Origin of the sequence: Paenarthrobacter sp. DKR-5, from assembly GCF_018531425.1 — a bacterium.
GTDB lineage: Bacteria > Actinomycetota > Actinomycetes > Actinomycetales > Micrococcaceae > DKR-5.
Map to the genome: position 1 here is coordinate 125,882 of NZ_JAHBOI010000009.1, position 17,705 is coordinate 143,586.

General features: G+C 63.7%; 16 protein-coding genes. 8 read left to right on the forward strand and 8 right to left on the reverse strand.

Annotated features, from left to right (window positions below):
* Window positions 1-61 precede the first annotated feature (61 nt).
* The 5 genes from murJ (at window position 62) to KIH31_RS17135 (ending at window position 6,303) form a co-directional block, all read left to right on the forward strand.
* Window positions 62-1,975 carry a murein biosynthesis integral membrane protein MurJ gene (gene murJ / locus KIH31_RS17115; RefSeq protein ID WP_374224898.1) on the forward strand — a complete coding sequence of 638 codons (1,914 nt, stop codon included), beginning with the start codon at window positions 62-64 and terminating at the stop codon, window positions 1,973-1,975.
* 115 nt (window positions 1,976-2,090) lie between these two features.
* Complete coding sequence (locus KIH31_RS17120; protein ID WP_214428346.1) at window positions 2,091-3,677, forward strand: ABC transporter substrate-binding protein; 1,587 nt, start codon at window positions 2,091-2,093, stop codon at window positions 3,675-3,677.
* Window positions 3,678-3,798: 121 nt separating this feature from the next.
* Window positions 3,799-4,770 (forward strand): thioredoxin-disulfide reductase, encoded by a 972-nt coding sequence (trxB, locus tag KIH31_RS17125; RefSeq protein WP_214428347.1) that lies wholly within the window; start codon window positions 3,799-3,801, stop codon window positions 4,768-4,770.
* A 26-nt stretch (window positions 4,771-4,796) separates the two neighbouring features.
* Entirely contained in the window at window positions 4,797-5,123 is a 327-nt protein-coding gene (trxA, locus tag KIH31_RS17130; protein ID WP_214428348.1) for a thioredoxin, read from the forward strand.
* 4 nt (window positions 5,124-5,127) lie between these two features.
* Complete coding sequence (locus KIH31_RS17135; protein WP_214428349.1) at window positions 5,128-6,303, forward strand: N-acetylmuramoyl-L-alanine amidase; 1,176 nt, start codon at window positions 5,128-5,130, stop codon at window positions 6,301-6,303.
* A gap of 1,640 nt (window positions 6,304-7,943) precedes the next feature.
* On the opposite strand, the gene KIH31_RS17140 is transcribed toward KIH31_RS17135, so the two are convergent.
* From KIH31_RS17140 to rpmH, 8 genes are all read right to left on the reverse strand, one after another.
* Complete coding sequence (locus KIH31_RS17140; protein ID WP_214428350.1) at window positions 7,944-8,969, reverse strand: ParB/RepB/Spo0J family partition protein; 1,026 nt, start codon at window positions 8,967-8,969, stop codon at window positions 7,944-7,946.
* 73 nt (window positions 8,970-9,042) lie between these two features.
* Entirely contained in the window at window positions 9,043-10,104 is a 1,062-nt protein-coding gene (locus KIH31_RS17145; RefSeq protein ID WP_307857692.1) for a ParA family protein, read from the reverse strand.
* 94 nt (window positions 10,105-10,198) lie between these two features.
* Window positions 10,199-10,837 carry a 16S rRNA (guanine(527)-N(7))-methyltransferase RsmG gene (rsmG, locus tag KIH31_RS17150; protein WP_214428351.1) on the reverse strand — a complete coding sequence of 213 codons (639 nt, stop codon included), beginning with the start codon at window positions 10,835-10,837 and terminating at the stop codon, window positions 10,199-10,201.
* Between the two features lie 61 nt (window positions 10,838-10,898).
* Complete coding sequence (locus KIH31_RS17155) at window positions 10,899-11,438, reverse strand: R3H domain-containing nucleic acid-binding protein (RefSeq protein ID WP_214428381.1); 540 nt, start codon at window positions 11,436-11,438, stop codon at window positions 10,899-10,901.
* Window positions 11,438-12,346 (reverse strand): membrane protein insertase YidC, encoded by a 909-nt coding sequence (gene yidC, locus KIH31_RS17160; RefSeq protein ID WP_214428380.1) that lies wholly within the window; start codon window positions 12,344-12,346, stop codon window positions 11,438-11,440. Before yidC ends, KIH31_RS17155 begins: the two co-directional genes overlap by 1 nt.
* A gap of 64 nt (window positions 12,347-12,410) precedes the next feature.
* Complete coding sequence (gene yidD, locus KIH31_RS17165; RefSeq protein ID WP_250546176.1) at window positions 12,411-12,749, reverse strand: membrane protein insertion efficiency factor YidD; 339 nt, start codon at window positions 12,747-12,749, stop codon at window positions 12,411-12,413.
* A 25-nt stretch (window positions 12,750-12,774) separates the two neighbouring features.
* Window positions 12,775-13,104, reverse strand: coding sequence for a ribonuclease P protein component (gene rnpA / locus KIH31_RS17170; RefSeq protein WP_250546177.1), 330 nt, complete (start codon window positions 13,102-13,104; stop codon window positions 12,775-12,777).
* Between the two features lie 55 nt (window positions 13,105-13,159).
* Entirely contained in the window at window positions 13,160-13,297 is a 138-nt protein-coding gene (rpmH, locus tag KIH31_RS17175) for a 50S ribosomal protein L34 (RefSeq protein WP_214428354.1), read from the reverse strand.
* Window positions 13,298-13,757: 460 nt separating this feature from the next.
* Between rpmH and dnaA the strand changes: the two genes are divergently transcribed.
* The 3 genes from dnaA to gnd all read left to right on the forward strand — a co-directional run bounded on the left by dnaA (window position 13,758) and on the right by gnd (window position 17,678).
* Window positions 13,758-15,167 carry a chromosomal replication initiator protein DnaA gene (gene dnaA / locus KIH31_RS17180; protein WP_214428355.1) on the forward strand — a complete coding sequence of 470 codons (1,410 nt, stop codon included), beginning with the start codon at window positions 13,758-13,760 and terminating at the stop codon, window positions 15,165-15,167.
* Window positions 15,168-15,621: 454 nt separating this feature from the next.
* On the forward strand, window positions 15,622-16,743 hold the full coding sequence (dnaN, locus tag KIH31_RS17185; protein ID WP_214428356.1) for a DNA polymerase III subunit beta: 1,122 nt from the start codon (window positions 15,622-15,624) through the stop codon (window positions 16,741-16,743).
* A gap of 50 nt (window positions 16,744-16,793) precedes the next feature.
* Entirely contained in the window at window positions 16,794-17,678 is an 885-nt protein-coding gene (gene gnd, locus KIH31_RS17190; protein ID WP_214428357.1) for a phosphogluconate dehydrogenase (NAD(+)-dependent, decarboxylating), read from the forward strand.
* Window positions 17,679-17,705: the final 27 nt, after the last annotated feature.

Sequence of the window (17,705 nt, forward strand, 5' to 3'; positions counted from 1 at the left end):
GAGGGCAGCACCGGGTGAGAGCATGAGAGCGATGTCAACAAAAACGGGTACACGCGGCGACGTGCGTTCGAGCGCCTTCATGGCCGCCGGAACGCTGCTTTCCCGCGTCCTCGGTTTCGTCAAAAGCTTCCTGCTGCTCGCAGCACTCGGCGCGGACGCGACGGTCACGGACACCTTCGTCAATGCCAACAACCTGCCCAACCTCATCTTCCTGTTGGTGGCCGGCGGTGTCTTCAACGCCGTGCTCGTCCCGCAAATCATCAAGGCCAGCCGCAGCCCGGACCGGGGCGCGGACTACGTCAGCCGTCTGCTGACGCTGGCCGTGCTGATCCTGGCGGCCCTGACGGTCCTGGTCACCGCCGGCGCTCCGCTGGTCATCCGACTGACCACGCAGGGCTACTCGGATTCGCAGCTGGGGCTGGCGACGGCGTTCGGGTTCATCGTGCTGCCGCAGATCTTCTTCTACGGCCTGTACGCCCTGCTGACGCAGGTCCTCAACGCCCACGGCTCCTTCGTGGCCGCCATGTGGGCGCCCATCGTGAACAACCTTGTCGCCATCGCGGGCCTGGTCTTCTTCCTGGTGACCATGGGCAGCTACAAGCAGCACCCGCACACCATCGAAAGCTGGACGCCGGCGCAGACGCTCCTGGTGGCGGGGACGGCAAGCCTCGGCGTCGTGGTGCAGACACTGCTGCTCGTGCTCCCGGTGCGTAAGCTGCGGCTGGGCCTGCGGCCCCGCTTCGGTTGGCGGGGCGTGGGCCTGGGGCAGGCCGCCAAGCTGGGCATCTGGACCCTGCTGACCGCCGTCGTCGGCCAGGGAACGTTTTTGTACATGATGAAGGTGGCGAGCATCCCGGGCGCCGAACGCCAGCGCCTGGACGAGGCCGGCCAGCATGCAGCGGCCGCGGGCATCGCCGGCCAGGGCGTGCTCGACGCGGCCACCCAGCTGTACATCCTGCCGCACTCCATCATTGCGCTGTCGCTGGCCACCGTCCTGTTCAACAGGATGTCGCACGCATCCCAGAACGGCGACCGACGCGAATTGCGCAGCACGTTCTCGCAGGGCCTGCGGACCATGGCCGTCGCCACCATCTTCGGCGCCGTCGCCCTCATGGTGCTCTCGGGCCCGCTCGGGAAGTTGTTCACCAACGGCGCCACAACGGGTGCGACGCTCGTGGGCCAGACGCTGGTCATCCTGGCCCTCAGCACCCCCTTCATGAGCGCAAACTTCATGATGGCAAGAGTGTTCTACGCCAACGAGGATGCCCGCACTCCGTTCCGGATCCAGCTGTGGCTGGCCGGGTTCAACATCGTTGGTGCTTTCGCTGCCTCCCTGCTTCCGGTGCACTGGATCGTTTTCGGCATCGCCGCGCTGTACGCGGCCGGCAACATCCTGAGCGTGATCATCAGCGCGGGATATCTTCGCCGCCTCCTCGGGCACCTCGACGGCGACGTCGTCCTCCCGGCTCACCTGCGCATCGCAGCAGCGGCCACCATCTCCGCTGCCGCCGGAATGGGTATCCTGTGGCTCTTCGGGAGCTACCGCCCGGACGGCCTGCTCTGGCGCACCACGGGCGGGTTCTCCGGCAACCTTCTTGTGCTGGCCATCATTGCAGTGACCGGAACAGCCATGCTCGCGGTCTACGTGGTCGCGCTGAAGGCGCTGCGGGTACGTGAATTCGAGCAGCTCGCAGGGCCGCTGCTGGCGAGGTTCCGCCGCCGCGGGACGGCCGGCGAAGAGCCGGTCTCCGGGGTACCGGCGGTCCCGTCGCAGCGCAGACGGGCCGAACCAAGCGACCTCACCGCGCAACTGCCGACCCTCTCGCAGACGCAGGTGCCCATGTTCGCCGGGGGCCGCGAGGACGAGGCGGCCGTGGAAGCCGCCCCGCGCCGCCGCTCCGGACGGCGGCAGCAGCCGCCCCTTCCGGGGCGCCGCACCAACCAGGGAGCGCCCCGGACCGGGGGCCGGCACTAGCCCCCCGGCACCGTTGAATCAAGGGATCCGCACGCGCATCGGCTAGGATCAATAGCTAACGCAGGTCGTCATTTTGCGGTACGCCCAGGCAACCGCACTGGCAAGGAGGAAACCCGTGGCCCACCCTATCGACGTCGGCTCCGTGCTCGGCGGGCGGTACAAAGTGACCGAGCAGGTGTTGGTCTCCCACGACCAGGACCTCGTGCTCGACGGTGTGGATCAGGTTCTGAATCGACCGGTGAGCATTCTTGTGGCCGGCCCGTCGAACGCGAGCCAGGTCTCGCAAAGCGCCCGGGAAGTTGCCACCGGCGAACGACCCGGGACCATGCAGATCCTGGACCTGGGGGTCAGTGACGGAACGACCTACCTCATCACCAATCATGCCTCCGCAGCGGACCTGCTGGACCTCATCGTCGTGGACAACCCTCCCTATGTGGAGCCGTTCTTCACCGACACGCTCGGCAGCGAGATCTTCGGCGAACCGCGCTCGACTGAACCTGAAATCTACGAAGACGACTACGCCGACGAGGAAGAGGAGGACCGCCCGTCCTTCCTCGAGCGTTTCGGCAGGGGCCGCACCGAGGCATCCCGCTCCGGACAGCAGTCCGGGCCGGCCGCCGGGGCCGCTGGAGCGGCCGCCGCCGCAGCCGGGGGTGCCGCCGCTTCCCGGCTTCCGGCGCCTCCCGCACCTCCGCAGCCGGCTCCGGCGCCAGCCCAGGCTGAACCCGCGGCCTTCAGGCAGGCTTCCTACCAGCAGACTGCGCCTCCCGCCCAGCAGGTTGGACGCCCGGCGGAGGCACCCACCGCCGCAGCTCCCCGCGTGCCGGATCCCACCGAGGCCAGCCGACCGGTGCCGCAGCAGGCGCCCCCGGCAGAGAAGCCGAAGGTTACTCTCTGGTCCAACGACGAGTACGACTCCACCGGCTATCCCCCCGAGGCTGGCGATGCTCCGCGCAAGGCCTCGAATTTCCCGGCCTCCGCCCGCAGCGCGCAGCCGATGTTCGACGACACCGAGGATGATTACGTCACCGATCCCGATGCCGAGCCGCGGTCCCGCCGGTGGCTCGTGGGCGGAATCATCGGCGTCATCCTTGTCGCCGCCCTGGTCTTTGCGTTCACGAACCTTGGCTCCCTTTTCTCCGGCAACAACACCGCTGCGAGCAACGGGCCCTCGGCTCCCCAGCAGACTCAGTCGGCGGCGGCCGGTCCCCAGAGCGCTGCGCCCACCTCGGCGCCGGCCAAGCCCACCGTCGCACCCGAGATAGTCAGTGCATCCCGGATCCCGACGCCCGGCACCGACATTTACTCCCAGTTCGACGGCGAGCTGCCCAAGATGATCGACGGGAACCCGGCGTCGTACTGGTCCAAGCTCGAATTCGCCTCGGCGGACTTTGGGGGCTTCGCCAAGAACCTCGTGGTTGCCATCCAACTCAAGCAGCCGTCCGACATCAGCAGCGTGGCCATCAGCCAGCTGGGAGGCAGCGGCGGCTCGTTCTCGATCCTCGTCAACGACAAGCCTTCCCTCGACGGCGCCAAGGAAGTGGCACGGAACAGCTTCACCGCTCCGGAGATCACGCTGCCCGTCTCCCCGTCGGCCAAGGGGCAGTACGTGATCATCAATGTCACCCAGCTTCCGAAGCTGCAGAACCCGCTGACCCAATACCCCTTCGGCCTGCGGATCGCGGAGGTCAAGGTCCAGTAGCGTCCCGGGCTTGAACGCCCGCGGCCGCGGACGGCGGAATATCCCCCACAGCGAACCCGTTGTGTGTAGTGGTCCGGCACCCGAGCCGTGACCAGATCAAGCAAGGAAGGCACTCGTCTACGTGAGCACCCAGGTAGGGACGTCAGATGTACGCGACGTCATCATTATCGGTTCCGGCCCGGCGGGCTACACTTCGGCGGTCTACACGGCCCGGGCGAACCTGAAGCCGCTGCTCATCGCCGGTTCCGTGACTGCCGGCGGCGAACTTATGAACACCACGGACGTCGAAAACTTCCCGGGTTTCCCCGACGGCATCCTCGGCCCCGATCTGATGGAACAGTTCCAGAAGCAGGCCGAGCGATTCGGCACTGAGATCCTCTTCGACGACGTCACCTCTGTCGATCTTTCCGGAGCCGTCAAGTCCGTCACGATCGCCACCGGCGAGGTCTTCCAGGCACGCTCGGTCATCGTCTCGACCGGTTCGGCTTACCGGGAGCTCGGCCTGCCGGATGAGAAGCGTCTGTCCGGCCACGGGGTCAGCTGGTGCGCAACCTGCGACGGCTTCTTCTTCAAGGATCAGGACATTGCCGTGGTGGGGGGCGGCGACTCCGCCATGGAGGAGGCACTCTTCCTCACCAAGTTCGCCCGCTCGGTCACGGTCGTACACCGTCGTGACACGCTGCGGGCCTCCAAGATCATGCAGGAGCGCGCCTTCGCTAACGAAAAGATCTCCTTTGTCTGGAACGCCGAAGTAATCGGCATCGACGGCGAGGACAAGGTGAGCGGCCTGCGCCTTAGGAGCCGCGAGGATAGCTTGGAAAGCGCTCTCCCGGTGACTGGCGTGTTTGTGGCAATTGGCAACGACCCACGCGTGGATCTGTTCCGCGGCGTCCTGGATCTCACCGCCGAGGGCACAATCGCTGTCGAGGGACGCTCCTCGCGCACCAGCATCCCCGGCGTTTTCGCCGCCGGAGATGTCGTAGATCCAACCTACCGCCAGGCGATCACTGCCGCCGGCTCCGGCTGCGTTGCCGCCCTCGACGTCGAGCATTACCTCGTCGACGAGCGGCAAGTCCAGCAGCCGGGCATCTGAAGCCAATATCAACGGAAGGAAAAGCTATGAGCAACGCCAAGGATGTGACCGACTCCTCCTTCGAGGCTGACGTCCTCAAGGCCGAAAAGCCTGTCATCGTCGATTTCTGGGCGGAATGGTGCGGTCCTTGCCGCAAGCTGTCACCGATCCTCGATGAAATCGCGTCGGAGTACTCTGACAAGATCGAAGTTGTGAAGGTGAACGTGGACGACAACCCCCGGGTTGCCTCGGAGTTCGGCATCACCTCCATTCCCGCCGTCTACCTTTTCCAGGGCGGCGAGAAGAAGATCTCTGTGGTGGGCGCTAAGCCGAAGCAGTTCTTCGAGAAGGAATTCGCTGACTACCTCAGCTGAGCCTGTGACCGATCAGTATGAAGGCAGAGTCCTCCAGCGAGGCGCTGTCGGCCGGCGCGTGGTAACCCTCCGCGAGAGGTTGCTCCGCGCCGGCGTTTCTGTTTCCTACCTGGCTCCCGAGACGGTCGAGAATCCGGCGGCCTTCGACGACCACGTGGATGCCGCGGTACGTGCTTTCCAACAGCTTAGGGGCCTCATTGTTGACGGAGTGGTCGGCGGGGAGACGGAACGCGCGCTGACCGAAGCGCAGTTTCAGCTTGGTGACCGTGTCCTGTCCCTTCACGAGGAGATCGCACATCGGCTTCGTGGTGACGACGTAGCGGAGCTGCAACGCCAGCTTTCCCACCTGGGCTTCTATTACGGGCACATCGACGGCGAGTTTGGCCAGCGCACCTCACTCGCGGTCAGCGAACTGCAGCAAAATCTCGGTCTGCCGGTCAGCGGGGCGTGCGATTCGGAGACTATCGGCGCCCTCGCCAGAGTGAACCGTACGCTCACCCCGAGCAAAGCTTTCTCGCTCCGCGATTACGAACGGCTGCAGCAGGCCAGTTCCGCCCTACATGGGCGCGTGATTTCGATAGACCCCGCTCCCGCCGCCCGGTCCTATGGGACAGCTGTGGACGGCACCCGGGAGACGTTCCGTATCGCACAGCGCTTGGCTGATGCTCTCCGGGCGTTTGGTGCCCGCGCGATCCTGAGCAGGGATGCAGAGGAGCAGCCCACCCTTGCAGAACGGGTTTCCCGCATTGGCGCGAGCGGTGCCGGCATCAATCTCACTCTGCAGTGTGAATGGCACTCCAACCCCGCTGCCCAAGGCACTGCTTCCTTCTACTGGGGAGACGGCGCCACCGGTGACGCTCGCTCGGCCATCGGAGAGCGCGCCGCTGGGATCATTCACCGTGAGCTGGTCGCGAGAACCGGGATGACCGACCTCGGAACACACGGGCGTTCGTGGGACATCCTCCGTATTGCTTCGATGCCGTCGCTCTGCGTCGACCTCGGCTACCTCAGCAGCCCACATGACTCGGACTTGCTCACTGACCCTACGTCGCAGGAGGTCATCGCGCATGCCGTCATGATTGGGCTTCAGCGCCTCTTCCTGCTCGAAGATGATGAGCAGGCGACGGGGACCATGCGCGTTGAAGATGTCATGCGCTACAACCCTCCTGGCGACTCCTGAGGATCCTTAAGCCGGCGAATGACCCCTGTTTCACGTGAAACAGGGGTCTTTTGCTTTCCTTTCCACAGACCTTTCCCCAGACTGTGTATTACGGCTCCTAGTTATCCCCAGGTTGATCCTCTCGGTCGAGCCCTTTTGCAGCCTACGGAGCACTTTGGGCGCATCCCGGATCGTACAGACTGACTTCTATCCCTCGAAGCAGCGGCCACGATCATCTCGACGGGCCGAGTACCCGGTCGGGGCGGCTGCCGTTCCTAGGGCGACCGCCCGCCGTTCGACAACCGGCGGCACTAATCGATCTTTGTCCCGCCCGAGAGGGCTTCCGCCGTTTAGCGACGAGGTCGCCGACTGGCTCCGTATCCTCTCGCTGTCGCTGGGTTTCACGTAAAACGGTCTGCCGCGCGAGCGGGATTCCGTCGCTAAAAGTCAGACCTGAAGCACTGGGCGCCCCTCGGCAACGACGGCCGCGCATTCCGCACAGCGCCGATCTCACTACGCATCAACAGAAATCACCCGCCAACCGACAGACGCGGTCAGCACCGACTTCCCGACACGTCCCGCCGCACCATACCGGGCGGAAGCGGCACCGGGCTGAGCCGGGAAATACACGTGGTTGGGAACGATGCCCGCGCCCACATTCGGTCCGTCTTCCCACAACTTCTCTCCTTCCTGCCGGCGCAGTCAGAGGGAACCACCGTTCAACGAATGGCCGTAGCGCCGAGCACGGGCGCTCGGGCCGGCGCGTGGCAGCCCGCACAAGCGAACGCAGATGCGCTTCTTCCTCGTACGCGCCATTTTCGGTGACGTACTCCGCTCTTGTTTCACGTGAAACCGAGCCGCGGGAACGCGGGCGTGTGCGCTCGGTTGCCAACCCAGGGACAGGCGCGGCGAAAACCTGCATCAAGACGGGCCGCTCGCCGATTGGGCTAGCCGCAACAGGCCGGACCGCAAGGCCAATGCGGTCACGATCACTTGGACCGCATTAGCACCTGCAGACTGCAGAGCTCAGTTCACGTCAAACCACACGGGAGGCCACCAGCGCATCGCGACCCGCACACCGACCACCCGCCGTCTCCGGCCTTGCGGTCGAGTGGGACAGGCCGCCCAGGGCACCCCCGCCGCGGCGTCCGCGGGGCTACCAAAACACGAGCGCGGAACTCGAGTGCTGAATACCGCCCCGCCGGGCCGCACACCCTGGGGTGCGGGAACTCCGTTTCACGTGCAACGCCTCCGTGCACTAGGACAGACCCGGTCACCGCCGAGGACCGCTTGCCCGTGGCCCCAACGGGTTCAGCGTCGCAAATGGCGCCTTCGGCGGCGCGACACTACGAGCAAAGCCAGAGGCGCCCTCAGACCGATAGCCGACCTTGGCACCAGCTCAGTCCAGGTGTACCCGCCACGGGTGGTCGAGGAGGCGGGCAAGTCACACCGGTTTGCCCGCGTCGCCCTCAACCTGCGCCGAGGAACACCTCAATCAGTGGTCATTGCTCAACACAACCCGTACACCACCTGGTCAACCGAACGGTGCGCCTGCGGCACCGCTCTTTTCGTAATCTGCAAACTGGCAACGTAACGAACGGTTGGCACAAAAAGGCGGCCCTGTTTCACGTGAAACAGGGCCGCGCTGAAACCACTACTCGTTAGGACTGCTCCCCCGGATTCAGGACTCCCATAATGCGGTTCAGGTCCTCAACGGATGCAAACTCGATAGAGACCTTTCCCTTTCGGGCGCCGAGCGTGATCTTCACGTTTGTGTCCAGCCTGTCCGCCAGCGAGGTAGCCAGGAAATCAAGGCGCTCATGACGTGCGCCAGGCCTCGGACCACTCGGCTTGTCGCCCTTCTTCGAGTCATCGTAGAACGCAACGGCTTCTTCCGTCGCACGCACCGAGAGGCCCTCGGAGACGATGCGCTGCGCCAGGCGCTCCATCGCATCGGTATCAGGCAGGGACAGCAACGCGCGCGCATGGCCGGCACTCAGAACACCCGCAGCCACACGGCGCTGGACTACAGCCGGCAGTTTCAGCAGACGGATAGTGTTCGTCACCTGAGGACGCGACCGACCGATGCGGTCAGCCAGCTCCTCGTGGGTGGTGCCGAAATCCTCCAACAGTTGTTGATAGGCGGCGGCCTCTTCCAGCGGGTTCAGCTGACTGCGGTGCAGGTTCTCGAGCAAGGCATCACGAAGCAGGTTGTCATCATGCGTGTCGCGAATGATCGCTGGGATCGTCTCCAGTCCAGCGGCTTGAGATGCGCGCCAGCGACGCTCGCCCATGACGAGTTCGTATGACTCCCCGCCCTTTTCCGCGGACTTACGGACCACGACTGGCTGAAGAATGCCGATTTCACGAACTGAGTGAACCAACTCGGACATCTCATCTTCGTCGAAGACTGAACGCGGCTGTTTACGGTTCGGGTGGATATCTGCGACGCCAACCTCGGCGAAGCGTGCACCGGGAACCTCAACCAGCGTTTCACGTGAAACAGCATCCGCTGCCTGCGCCTCGTCGTTCCGCGCATCGGTCTTCCTCCGGTTCTCCGGGAAGAACAGATCGACCGGCCTCGAAGCGGGAGCGACGGGAGCGCCTGTCTCGGGATCGGTCTCAGAGGCTGAATTTGGGATCAGAGCACCAAGGCCGCGACCCAGTCCCCGACGCTTATCGGTCATGGAGTTCCCTTTCAAAGGAAGGCACCCGACGGAACAATCGTCGGGCTAGAGCACTACTTTTACCCCTCGAAGTCTACCGTTCGGCTAGCTCAGCGGCCGCTTCAAGGTAGGACAACGCGCCGGTGGATGAGGGATCATACGTCATCACAGTCTGCTGGTAGCTCGGAGCTTCGGAGATGCGCACCGATCGCGGTACAACTGCGGTAAGAACCTGCTGCGGGAAGTGCTCGCGAACGTCGGCGGCCACCTGAGCGGCGAGGTTGGTGCGCCCGTCGTACATCGTCAGCAGGATTGTCGACACCACCAAGTCACCATTGAGGTGCTTCTGGATCATCTCAATGTTCTTGAGGAGCTGACTCAGTCCTTCGAGCGCGTAGTACTCGCACTGGATCGGGATAAGAACCTCATTCGCGGCACAGAAAGCGTTGACGGTAAGCAACCCAAGGCTGGGAGGACAGTCAATAAAGACATAGTCGAGGCGCGGGAGGCCCTCACTTTCCCGCTGCTTGGCATAAACATCCAGGGCACGGCGCAAACGCTGTTCACGCGCCACCAGAGACACCAACTCGATTTCTGCCCCGGCCAGGTGGATAGTGGCCGGCGCACAGAAGAGGTTGGCTACGTCGGGACAGGGGGCGACCACGTCTCCCAGCGGAAGGTCGTTGATCAGCACATCGTAGATGCTGTCCACCTCCGCGTGGTGCTCAACGCCCAGGGCGGTGGAGGCATTGCCTTGCGGGTCGATGTCCACCACCAGCACCTGAAGCCCGGCCGAGGCCAGAGCTGCCGCAATGTTCACCGTCGTGGTTGTCTTCCCAACACCACCCTTTTGGTTGGCCACAGTGAGGATGCGGGTGTTCGAGGGGCGAGGCAAGCGTCGGCCGCGAAGGCGTTCGCGCCGCTTGCTTTCGCTCGCCAGCTGCTGGGCGATGGGGCTGCTCTCATCCAGGCTGTCCATGACGTTGGAGCGTGCGGCCGCACCAGTTTCACGTGAAACATCGTCGGTTGCGGGCTTAGCAACCGATTTAGGTTGACCCGTGGCGGCCGCGGGCGCGCTGCTCGCCGCTCCGGCCCTTGCGGAACCCAAGGAGACGAACGGTGGGATGCGCTGCGCGGAAACGTCACTGCTGGTCACTTGCGATCACTCACTCTCAATTGGCGTTGCTGCCGCTTCCTAGCCTATCCGGTCGCTGCCCCTCGACCGTGGGAGACGGCCGTCGTGGCGCCGATCAACGGCCGCGAACGACGATTCGCACGACGGTGGTGGGTTCCTCTAGCAAGCCTTCCCCCGCCAGCACAACGTCCGTCTTGACTCCGCCCAGCCGCTTGATGACCTTGGCGGCTTTCTCCACTTCTTCCGCCGCACTGCGTCCCTTAATCGCCAGGACCTCGCCCTCGCCGTCGAGCAGCGGGATCGTCAATCCAACCAGGTTGTTCAGAGCGGAGACTGCTCGCGCGGTAACGACGTCCGCTGTGACTTTTCCGACGGCCAGCTCGGCACGGGAGCGGACAACGTCGACGTTATCCAGACCCAGATCCATGATGACCTCTTCGAGCCACGTCACGCGCCGCTCAAGCGGTTCAATCAGGGTCATCTGCAGGCCGGGCCGGGCGATGGCGAAGGTCAGCCCGGGCAGTCCGGCACCGCTGCCTACATCGGCCACCCGTGCGCCGTTGGCGATGTATTCGACGACCACGGCACAATTGAGAACGTGCCGGCTCCATAGCCGGGGCACCTCACGCGGACCGATCAAGCCCCGTTCAGTTCCCGACGTCGCCAGGTGCTCCACGTACCTTTGCGCCAGCTCAAGCCGGTCACCGAAAATCTTTTCGGCTGCGGCGAGCTCGGCAGCGGTCTGCTCTACCATCACTCTTCCCTTAAGGATCAACACCGGCAAGGGTCCCGGAGGACCCGCTGGCCGGCGCCGGTTACTCAGCTGCTGAAACGACGATGTGTCGCCCCGAGCCCTCGCCTTCGGACTCGCTGACGAATCCTAGTTCGGCGACGGCGTCGTGTACGATCTTCCGCTCGTAAGCGCTCATCGGAGCCAAGGCCACACGGTCCGCACCTTCGCGTACCTGCTCGACGGCGTCCTCGGCGATGCGGCGAAGGTCGCCCCCGCGCTCGGCGCGGTAACCGGTGATGTCCAGCACGAGCCGGGACCGGTTCTCCGTGGCGGAGAGCACGGAGAGCCGTGTCAGTTCCTGCAGAGCTTCGAGCACCTCACCGTCGCGCCCGACCAAAGCCTTCAAGGCCGGGTCGTCGTCGTCCGCCACGATCGAGATATAGGTCCTGCCGTTCCGGACTTCAATGTCAATGTCGCCGTCGATGTCGGCAATATCGAGCAGCTCTTCCAGATAGTCCGCCGCGACGTCCCCCTCTTCCTCGAGGCGGCTGGGCGCAGAGGACTCCGTGGTGCGCTCTTCGTCAGACTCAGTGAAGGTCTCTTCAGTGCTGTCCAAGGACATCATTTCCTCTTTCTGTTCTTGCGCTGGGGCTGCTGGCGCTGGGCCTTGACGTCGACCGGCTCCGGCACGACCTCAGCATTCTTGCTTCCGCCAAGCAGGGGAACCGCCGGCAGGCCCTTCTTGGCCCGGCGTTCCATGTAATCGCGGTACGCGGGGGAACCCGGAGCCGGCATCCGCCGAATCACGTAGAACTGCTGGCCCATGGTCCACAGGTTGGAGACAGTCCAGTAAATCAGCACGCCGATCGGGAAGTTGATTCCACCGATACCGAACACGAGCGGCAGCACGTAGAGCAGCATCTTCTGCTGCTTCATGAAGGGGCTGGCCATCGCCTCGTCAGACATGTTCTTCGCCATGATTTGCTTCTGCGTGATGAACTGCGAAGCCGTCATCGCGACGATCATGAACACCGACAGGATGATGACCGCGGTGTAGCTGCCTTCACCCTTGAAGTTGAGAAGGGTTGCCGAGAGCGGCGCTCCGAAGATGCTCGCCTGGTCGAACTGCTGCACCTGGGCATGGCTCATGGCACCGATGCCGGTGTTGTTCTGGTTCGCGTGCGTAATACCGGAAAGAACCCGGAAAAGCGAGAAGAAGAACGGCATCTGGATAAGCATCGGGAGACAGGCCGAGAACGGGTTGGTCCCATGCTTCTTGTACAGGGCCATCTGCTCCTGGGCCATGGCCTGGCGCGAGAGCTGGTCGGTCTTGCCCTTGTACTTGTCCTGCAGCTTCTTCATGTCCGGCTGCAGCAGCTGCATTCCCCGCTGCGCGCGGATTTGCTTGACGAACACCGGGATCAGCGCAGCCCGGATGACCAGCACCAGGCCGATGATTGAGAGTGTCCAAGTCCACCCCGAAGCAGCGGGCAGCGCAATGAAGGTCAGCCCGTCATGGAAGAGCACCATGATCCAGGAAACAAACCATTCAAATGGCTGCAGGACGAAACTAATCGGATCCACTATCTACTCCTCAGGCCGCCGGCCGGCTGTCGATGTCCGGCGGGATAACGGGATGGTTCAGCAAAACAATCTTGGGGGTGGCCGCGGGATCCAGCCACTCGTCATGGCGATGGCCGTGCGGCACGTGGTCCACGCCGCCGAGGTTCCAGGGGTTGCAGCGCGCCAACCGCTTCGCCGCAAGCCAGCTCCCGCGGACGGCGCCGTGCACAGTCACGGCCTCAAGGGCATAGGCGGAACATGAGGGGAAAAACCGGCACACCTGACCATACAGAGGGGAGACAACCGCCCGATAGACGGTCAGCAGACCGATCAGGAGGTTGCGCGGCAGGTTCCAAAGAGCAGAAATCATCGCCAGCCCATCCTCCTCTCCGACATCACTGCTGGTCCAGACGCTTGAACGCGGACGCAAGCGCAGCGTCATAGTCGGCGCACAATTCGGTCCAGGTTGCGTCAGCCGAGGCAGGCAGGGCGCGCACCACTACGTTGAGGCCGGACGGCCGCAGCGAAACGGTGCCTGCGGCAGCCTCCCTCAATCTTCTCTTAACGCGGTTGCGCACCACTGCGTTCCCCACGGTCTTCGCCACGATAAAACCAAAACGGGTCGGTTCGGGCCCGGCCGTAGGTGCCGCATATAACACTAAGTTCCGACGTCCTTTACGGACGCCGGAACGTACAGTTGTGGAGAAGTCGACCGAGGTCCGCATCCGGTTTTTGGCGGTAAGCACCGTCGGATCACTGCGAACGAACTAGTCGGACTGTTTAGGCTGCCAGCTCCGTGCGGCCCTTGGCGCGGCGTGCGGAAAGAATTGCACGGCCTGCACGGGTACGCATGCGAAGGCGGAAGCCGTGCTTCTTGGCACGACGGCGGTTATTCGGCTGAAAGGTCCGCTTGCTCACGGTGGTTACTCCAAGACAATCAAGGATGCGCCCACCCGGATGCAACAGGGGGGAAGAAACAGGCCGGCGCTATAGGTTCAGTGTCCACAGTTGCTCCGCTGCCCGGGCAGGGGACTGAGTCAGCCACCTGAACATTACGCGGGCATGCCGAAGCGCAAACTATTGACACAAAGGACTTCACAACGTTAGGCCAGCGGCGTCTTAGGAGTCAAACCGGCCCGTCGGGTCACCCGTCCACGGCGTTCCCCACACCTGTGGATGAATGGCTGTGGGAGAAGCCTATCAACCCACAAGCTTCTCCACTTTTCCACAGCAGCAACCCCAGCTATCGTCGGCGAATCCCATCCTTTACGCTTGCACAGTGCCGGGTTTTCCACCGGGTGTGCATATCTCTGTGGATGGATGCGTTCCAGGGCTATGGATTCGTCGAATCAGCGGGTTGAAGGTTTAGAGGTTATTGGTGAGCACTGACGAGATCAACGACGTCGGAAGTTCGTGGCGCAAGGTGCTGAGGATCCTGGAACAGGACGAGCGGGTCAGCCCGCGGCAACGCGGCTTTGTGATCCTCGCCCAGCCTCAGGGCCTCTTCGGCAGCACCCTCCTGGTCGCGGTTCCGAACGAGCTCACCCGCGAGGTTCTCCAGGCGCAGGTGAAGGAGCCGTTGGACCAAGCCCTCCGCCAGGTCTTCAGCGACGACATCCGCTGCGCCATTGACGTCGACACCGATTTGCTGCCCGTCGTGGAGGAACGGCCCGAGCCGGTCTCCGAACCGCAGGTTGAGCCGACCCAGGTCCTCAAACCGGCTCCATCGCTGCCAAGCACCTCGCAGGAGTTCGGGCGGCTCAACCCCAAGTACATCTTCGACACGTTCGTCATCGGCCAATCCAACCGCTTCGCCCACGCGGCAGCAGTCGCAGTCGCGGAAGCCCCGGCCAAGGCGTACAACCCGCTCTTCATCTACGGCGACTCTGGTCTGGGCAAGACCCACCTGCTGCACGCCATCGGCCACTACGCCCGCCGGCTCTACAACGGGATCCGTGTCCGCTACGTCAACTCCGAAGAGTTCACAAACGACTTCATCAACTCAATCCGCGACGACGAGGGCTCAAGCTTCAAGCAGCTGTACCGCAACGTTGACATCCTGCTGATTGACGACATCCAGTTCCTCTCCGGCAAGGACGCGACCCAGGAAGAGTTCTTCCACACCTTCAACGCACTGCACAACCACAACAAGCAGGTCGTCATCACCTCGGATCTGCCGCCGAAGCAGCTTTCCGGCTTCGAGGAACGGATGCGGTCCCGGTTCGAGTGGGGACTGCTGACCGACGTCCAGCCTCCCGAGCTGGAAACCCGCATCGCCATCCTGCGTAAGAAGGCCATCGGCGAAGGACTAAGCGCGCCCGATGATGTCCTCGAATACATCGCGTCGAAGATCTCCACCAACATCCGCGAACTGGAGGGCGCCCTGATCCGGGTTACCGCGTTCGCAAGCCTGAACCGCCAGCCGGTCGACGTCGCCCTGGCCGAACTCGTCCTCAAGGACCTGATCACCGACGACGGCGCGGAGGAAATCACCTCTGCCCAGATCCTTGGCCAGACGGCCGACTACTTCAAGCTCAGCCTTGAGGAACTGTGCAGCAAGTCCCGCACGCGCACCTTGGTCACGGCGAGGCAGATCGCAATGTACCTGTGCCGGGAGCTCACCGACATGTCCTTGCCCAAGATCGGCCAGGAGCTCGGCGGACGGGACCACACCACGGTGATCCACGCCGACCGGAAGATCCGCGAACTGATGGCCGAACGACGGGCCATCTACAACCAGGTCACCGAGCTGACGAACCGGATCAAGCAGCAGCAGCGGGCCCAGTAGCCCCGGGGGCGCGGGCCCAGTAGCCCTAGGAACAGGCGCTGGGCGGCGGGGCCGAAGTGCGGTTAATCACCGCTGTGGACAAGGCTGTGGACAAAAGGGGGAACAAGTGGGCATTCCGGTCTAACAACTCCTGGTTCCCCTGTGGACCCGCGAAATCACGCGGATTTTTGTCCACTTAAGCTCACAGCAGGCTACGAGAGATAACCACAACGTATGAACAGGGTGCGGACCCGCCAGGCCGCCGAAGCACGGGGTTATCCACAGTATCCACAGCAGTTATTAACACTACGAATCCCAAGAAAATGAAGTTCTTCCAAACAACATGATCCTGTTGCCGTCCTGACCCGCGGTGCTGCCACAACGGTCCTGCGGAAGCCGGCCTTGCCGCTAAGCTGTCTGCTGGATGTAGTGTTGCGTGGACCGCGCCGACAATTGAGGGAAAGGTGGCTCGTCCGTGAAGTTCAGAGTCGATCGGGACGTCCTGGCTGAAGCAGTTACTTGGACGGCCCGCTCGTTGTCTCCGCGGCCACCCGTTCCGGTGCTTTCCGGCCTGCTCATCAAGGCCGAGGCCGGCACCGTCAGCCTCGCCAGTTTTGACTACGAAATTTCGGCGCGGCTTGAGATCCCCGCCGAAATTGCCGAAGAGGGAACGATCCTCGTCTCCGGCCGCCTCCTGGCGGACATCTGCCGCAGCCTGCCCTCTGCGCCGGTGGATGTCGTCACCGACGGTTCCAAAGTCACGCTCTCCTGCCGCAGCAGCCGGTTCAATCTCGCCACGATGCCTGAGAACGACTACCCGGAGCTGCCCGCGCTCCCGGAATTGAGCGGAACGATCTCGGGCGAAGCCTTTTCCAAGGCCGTCTCGCAAGTGATCATCGCTGCCAGCAAGGACGACACACTTCCCATCCTCACGGGTGTCCGGATGGAGATCGAGGATGACCTGATTACGCTGCTCGCCACCGACCGCTACCGGCTGGCGCTGCGCGAGGTCCCGTGGAAGCCACTCACTCCGGGCATGTCCACCAGCGCCTTGGTCAAAGCGAAGACGCTCAACGAGGTGGCCAAGACGCTGGGCGGCTCAGGCGACATCAACATCGCGTTTTCCGACGACAGCGAACTGATCGGCTTCGAAAGCGGCGGCCGCCGAACGACGTCGTTGCTGGTCGACGGCGACTATCCGAAGATTCGCTCCCTCTTCCCCGACTCGACGCCAATCCATGCCACGGTCGAAACCACGGCGCTGGTTGAAGCGGTCCGGCGTGTTTCCCTGGTCGCCGAGCGCAACACTCCCGTCCGGCTCGCCTTCACCGATGGCCAGCTGACGCTGGACGCCGGGACCGGCGAAGACGCCCAGGCTTCCGAAGCCCTCGAAGCGCACCTCGAAGGGGACGAAATCACCGTCGCCTTCAACCCGCACTACCTCAGCGAAGGCCTCAGCGTGATTGAGACGCCGTACGTGCGGTTCTCCTTCACCAGTGCTCCGAAGCCTGCCATGATCACGGCGCAGGCCGAACTCAACGGCGAGGACCGGGACGACTACCGCTACCTGGTCATGCCTGTGAGGCTTCCGAGCTAGCCAGCAGGCCGTCCCAGCTTCCACTTTTTTACCGCCAGGAGGGCGCAACAGTGCATATCGGTCTGATCGGACTCGGCAAGATGGGCTTCAACATGAGGGCCCGTCTGCGCAATGCGGGCCTCGAGGTGACCGGTTTCGACCGGAATCCCGATGTCGCGGACGTGGCTTCGGTGCAGGAACTCGTCGCGGCGCTGCCGGCGCCGCGCGTCATCTGGGTCATGGTGCCTGCCGGTGAGATCACCGACGGCGTCATCCAGGAACTGGCCGGTCTCGCCAGCGAAGGGGACCTGATCATCGACGGCGGCAACTCGCGCTACACCGAGGACCAGAAGCACGGCGAACTGCTGGCCTCGAAGAACATCGGCTTCATCGACGTCGGCGTCTCCGGCGGGGTTTGGGGGCTGGAGAACGGCTACGGTCTGATGGCCGGCGGCGATGAGGAATACATCAGCCGCGCCATGCCCGTCTTCGATGCGCTCCGTCCCGAGGGTGTCCGCGAAGACAGCTTCGTCCACGTGGGCGGGGTCGGCGCCGGGCACTACGCAAAAATGGTGCACAACGGCATCGAGTACGGGCTGATGCAGTCCTACGCCGAGGGGTACGAGCTGCTTGCCTCGAAGGACATCGTCAAGGATCTCCCGGGCACCTTCCGCGCCTGGCAAAAGGGCACAGTTGTGCGCTCCTGGCTGCTGGACCTGTTGGTCAAGGCGCTCGACGAGGACCCGGGCCTGGCCAGCATCGACGACTATGTCGAGGATTCCGGCGAGGGCCGGTGGACGGTGGAGGAAGCGATCGCCAACGCGATTCCTGCCCCGGCGATCACGGCAGCGCTGTACGCGCGTTTCCGTTCCCGTGAGGACAACTCCCCCGCTATGAAGATGGTGTCCGCCCTGCGCAACCAGTTCGGCGGACACGCGACCAGGCCGGCAAAGTAGCAGTTGCCAGGAATCGATTGACCCCCG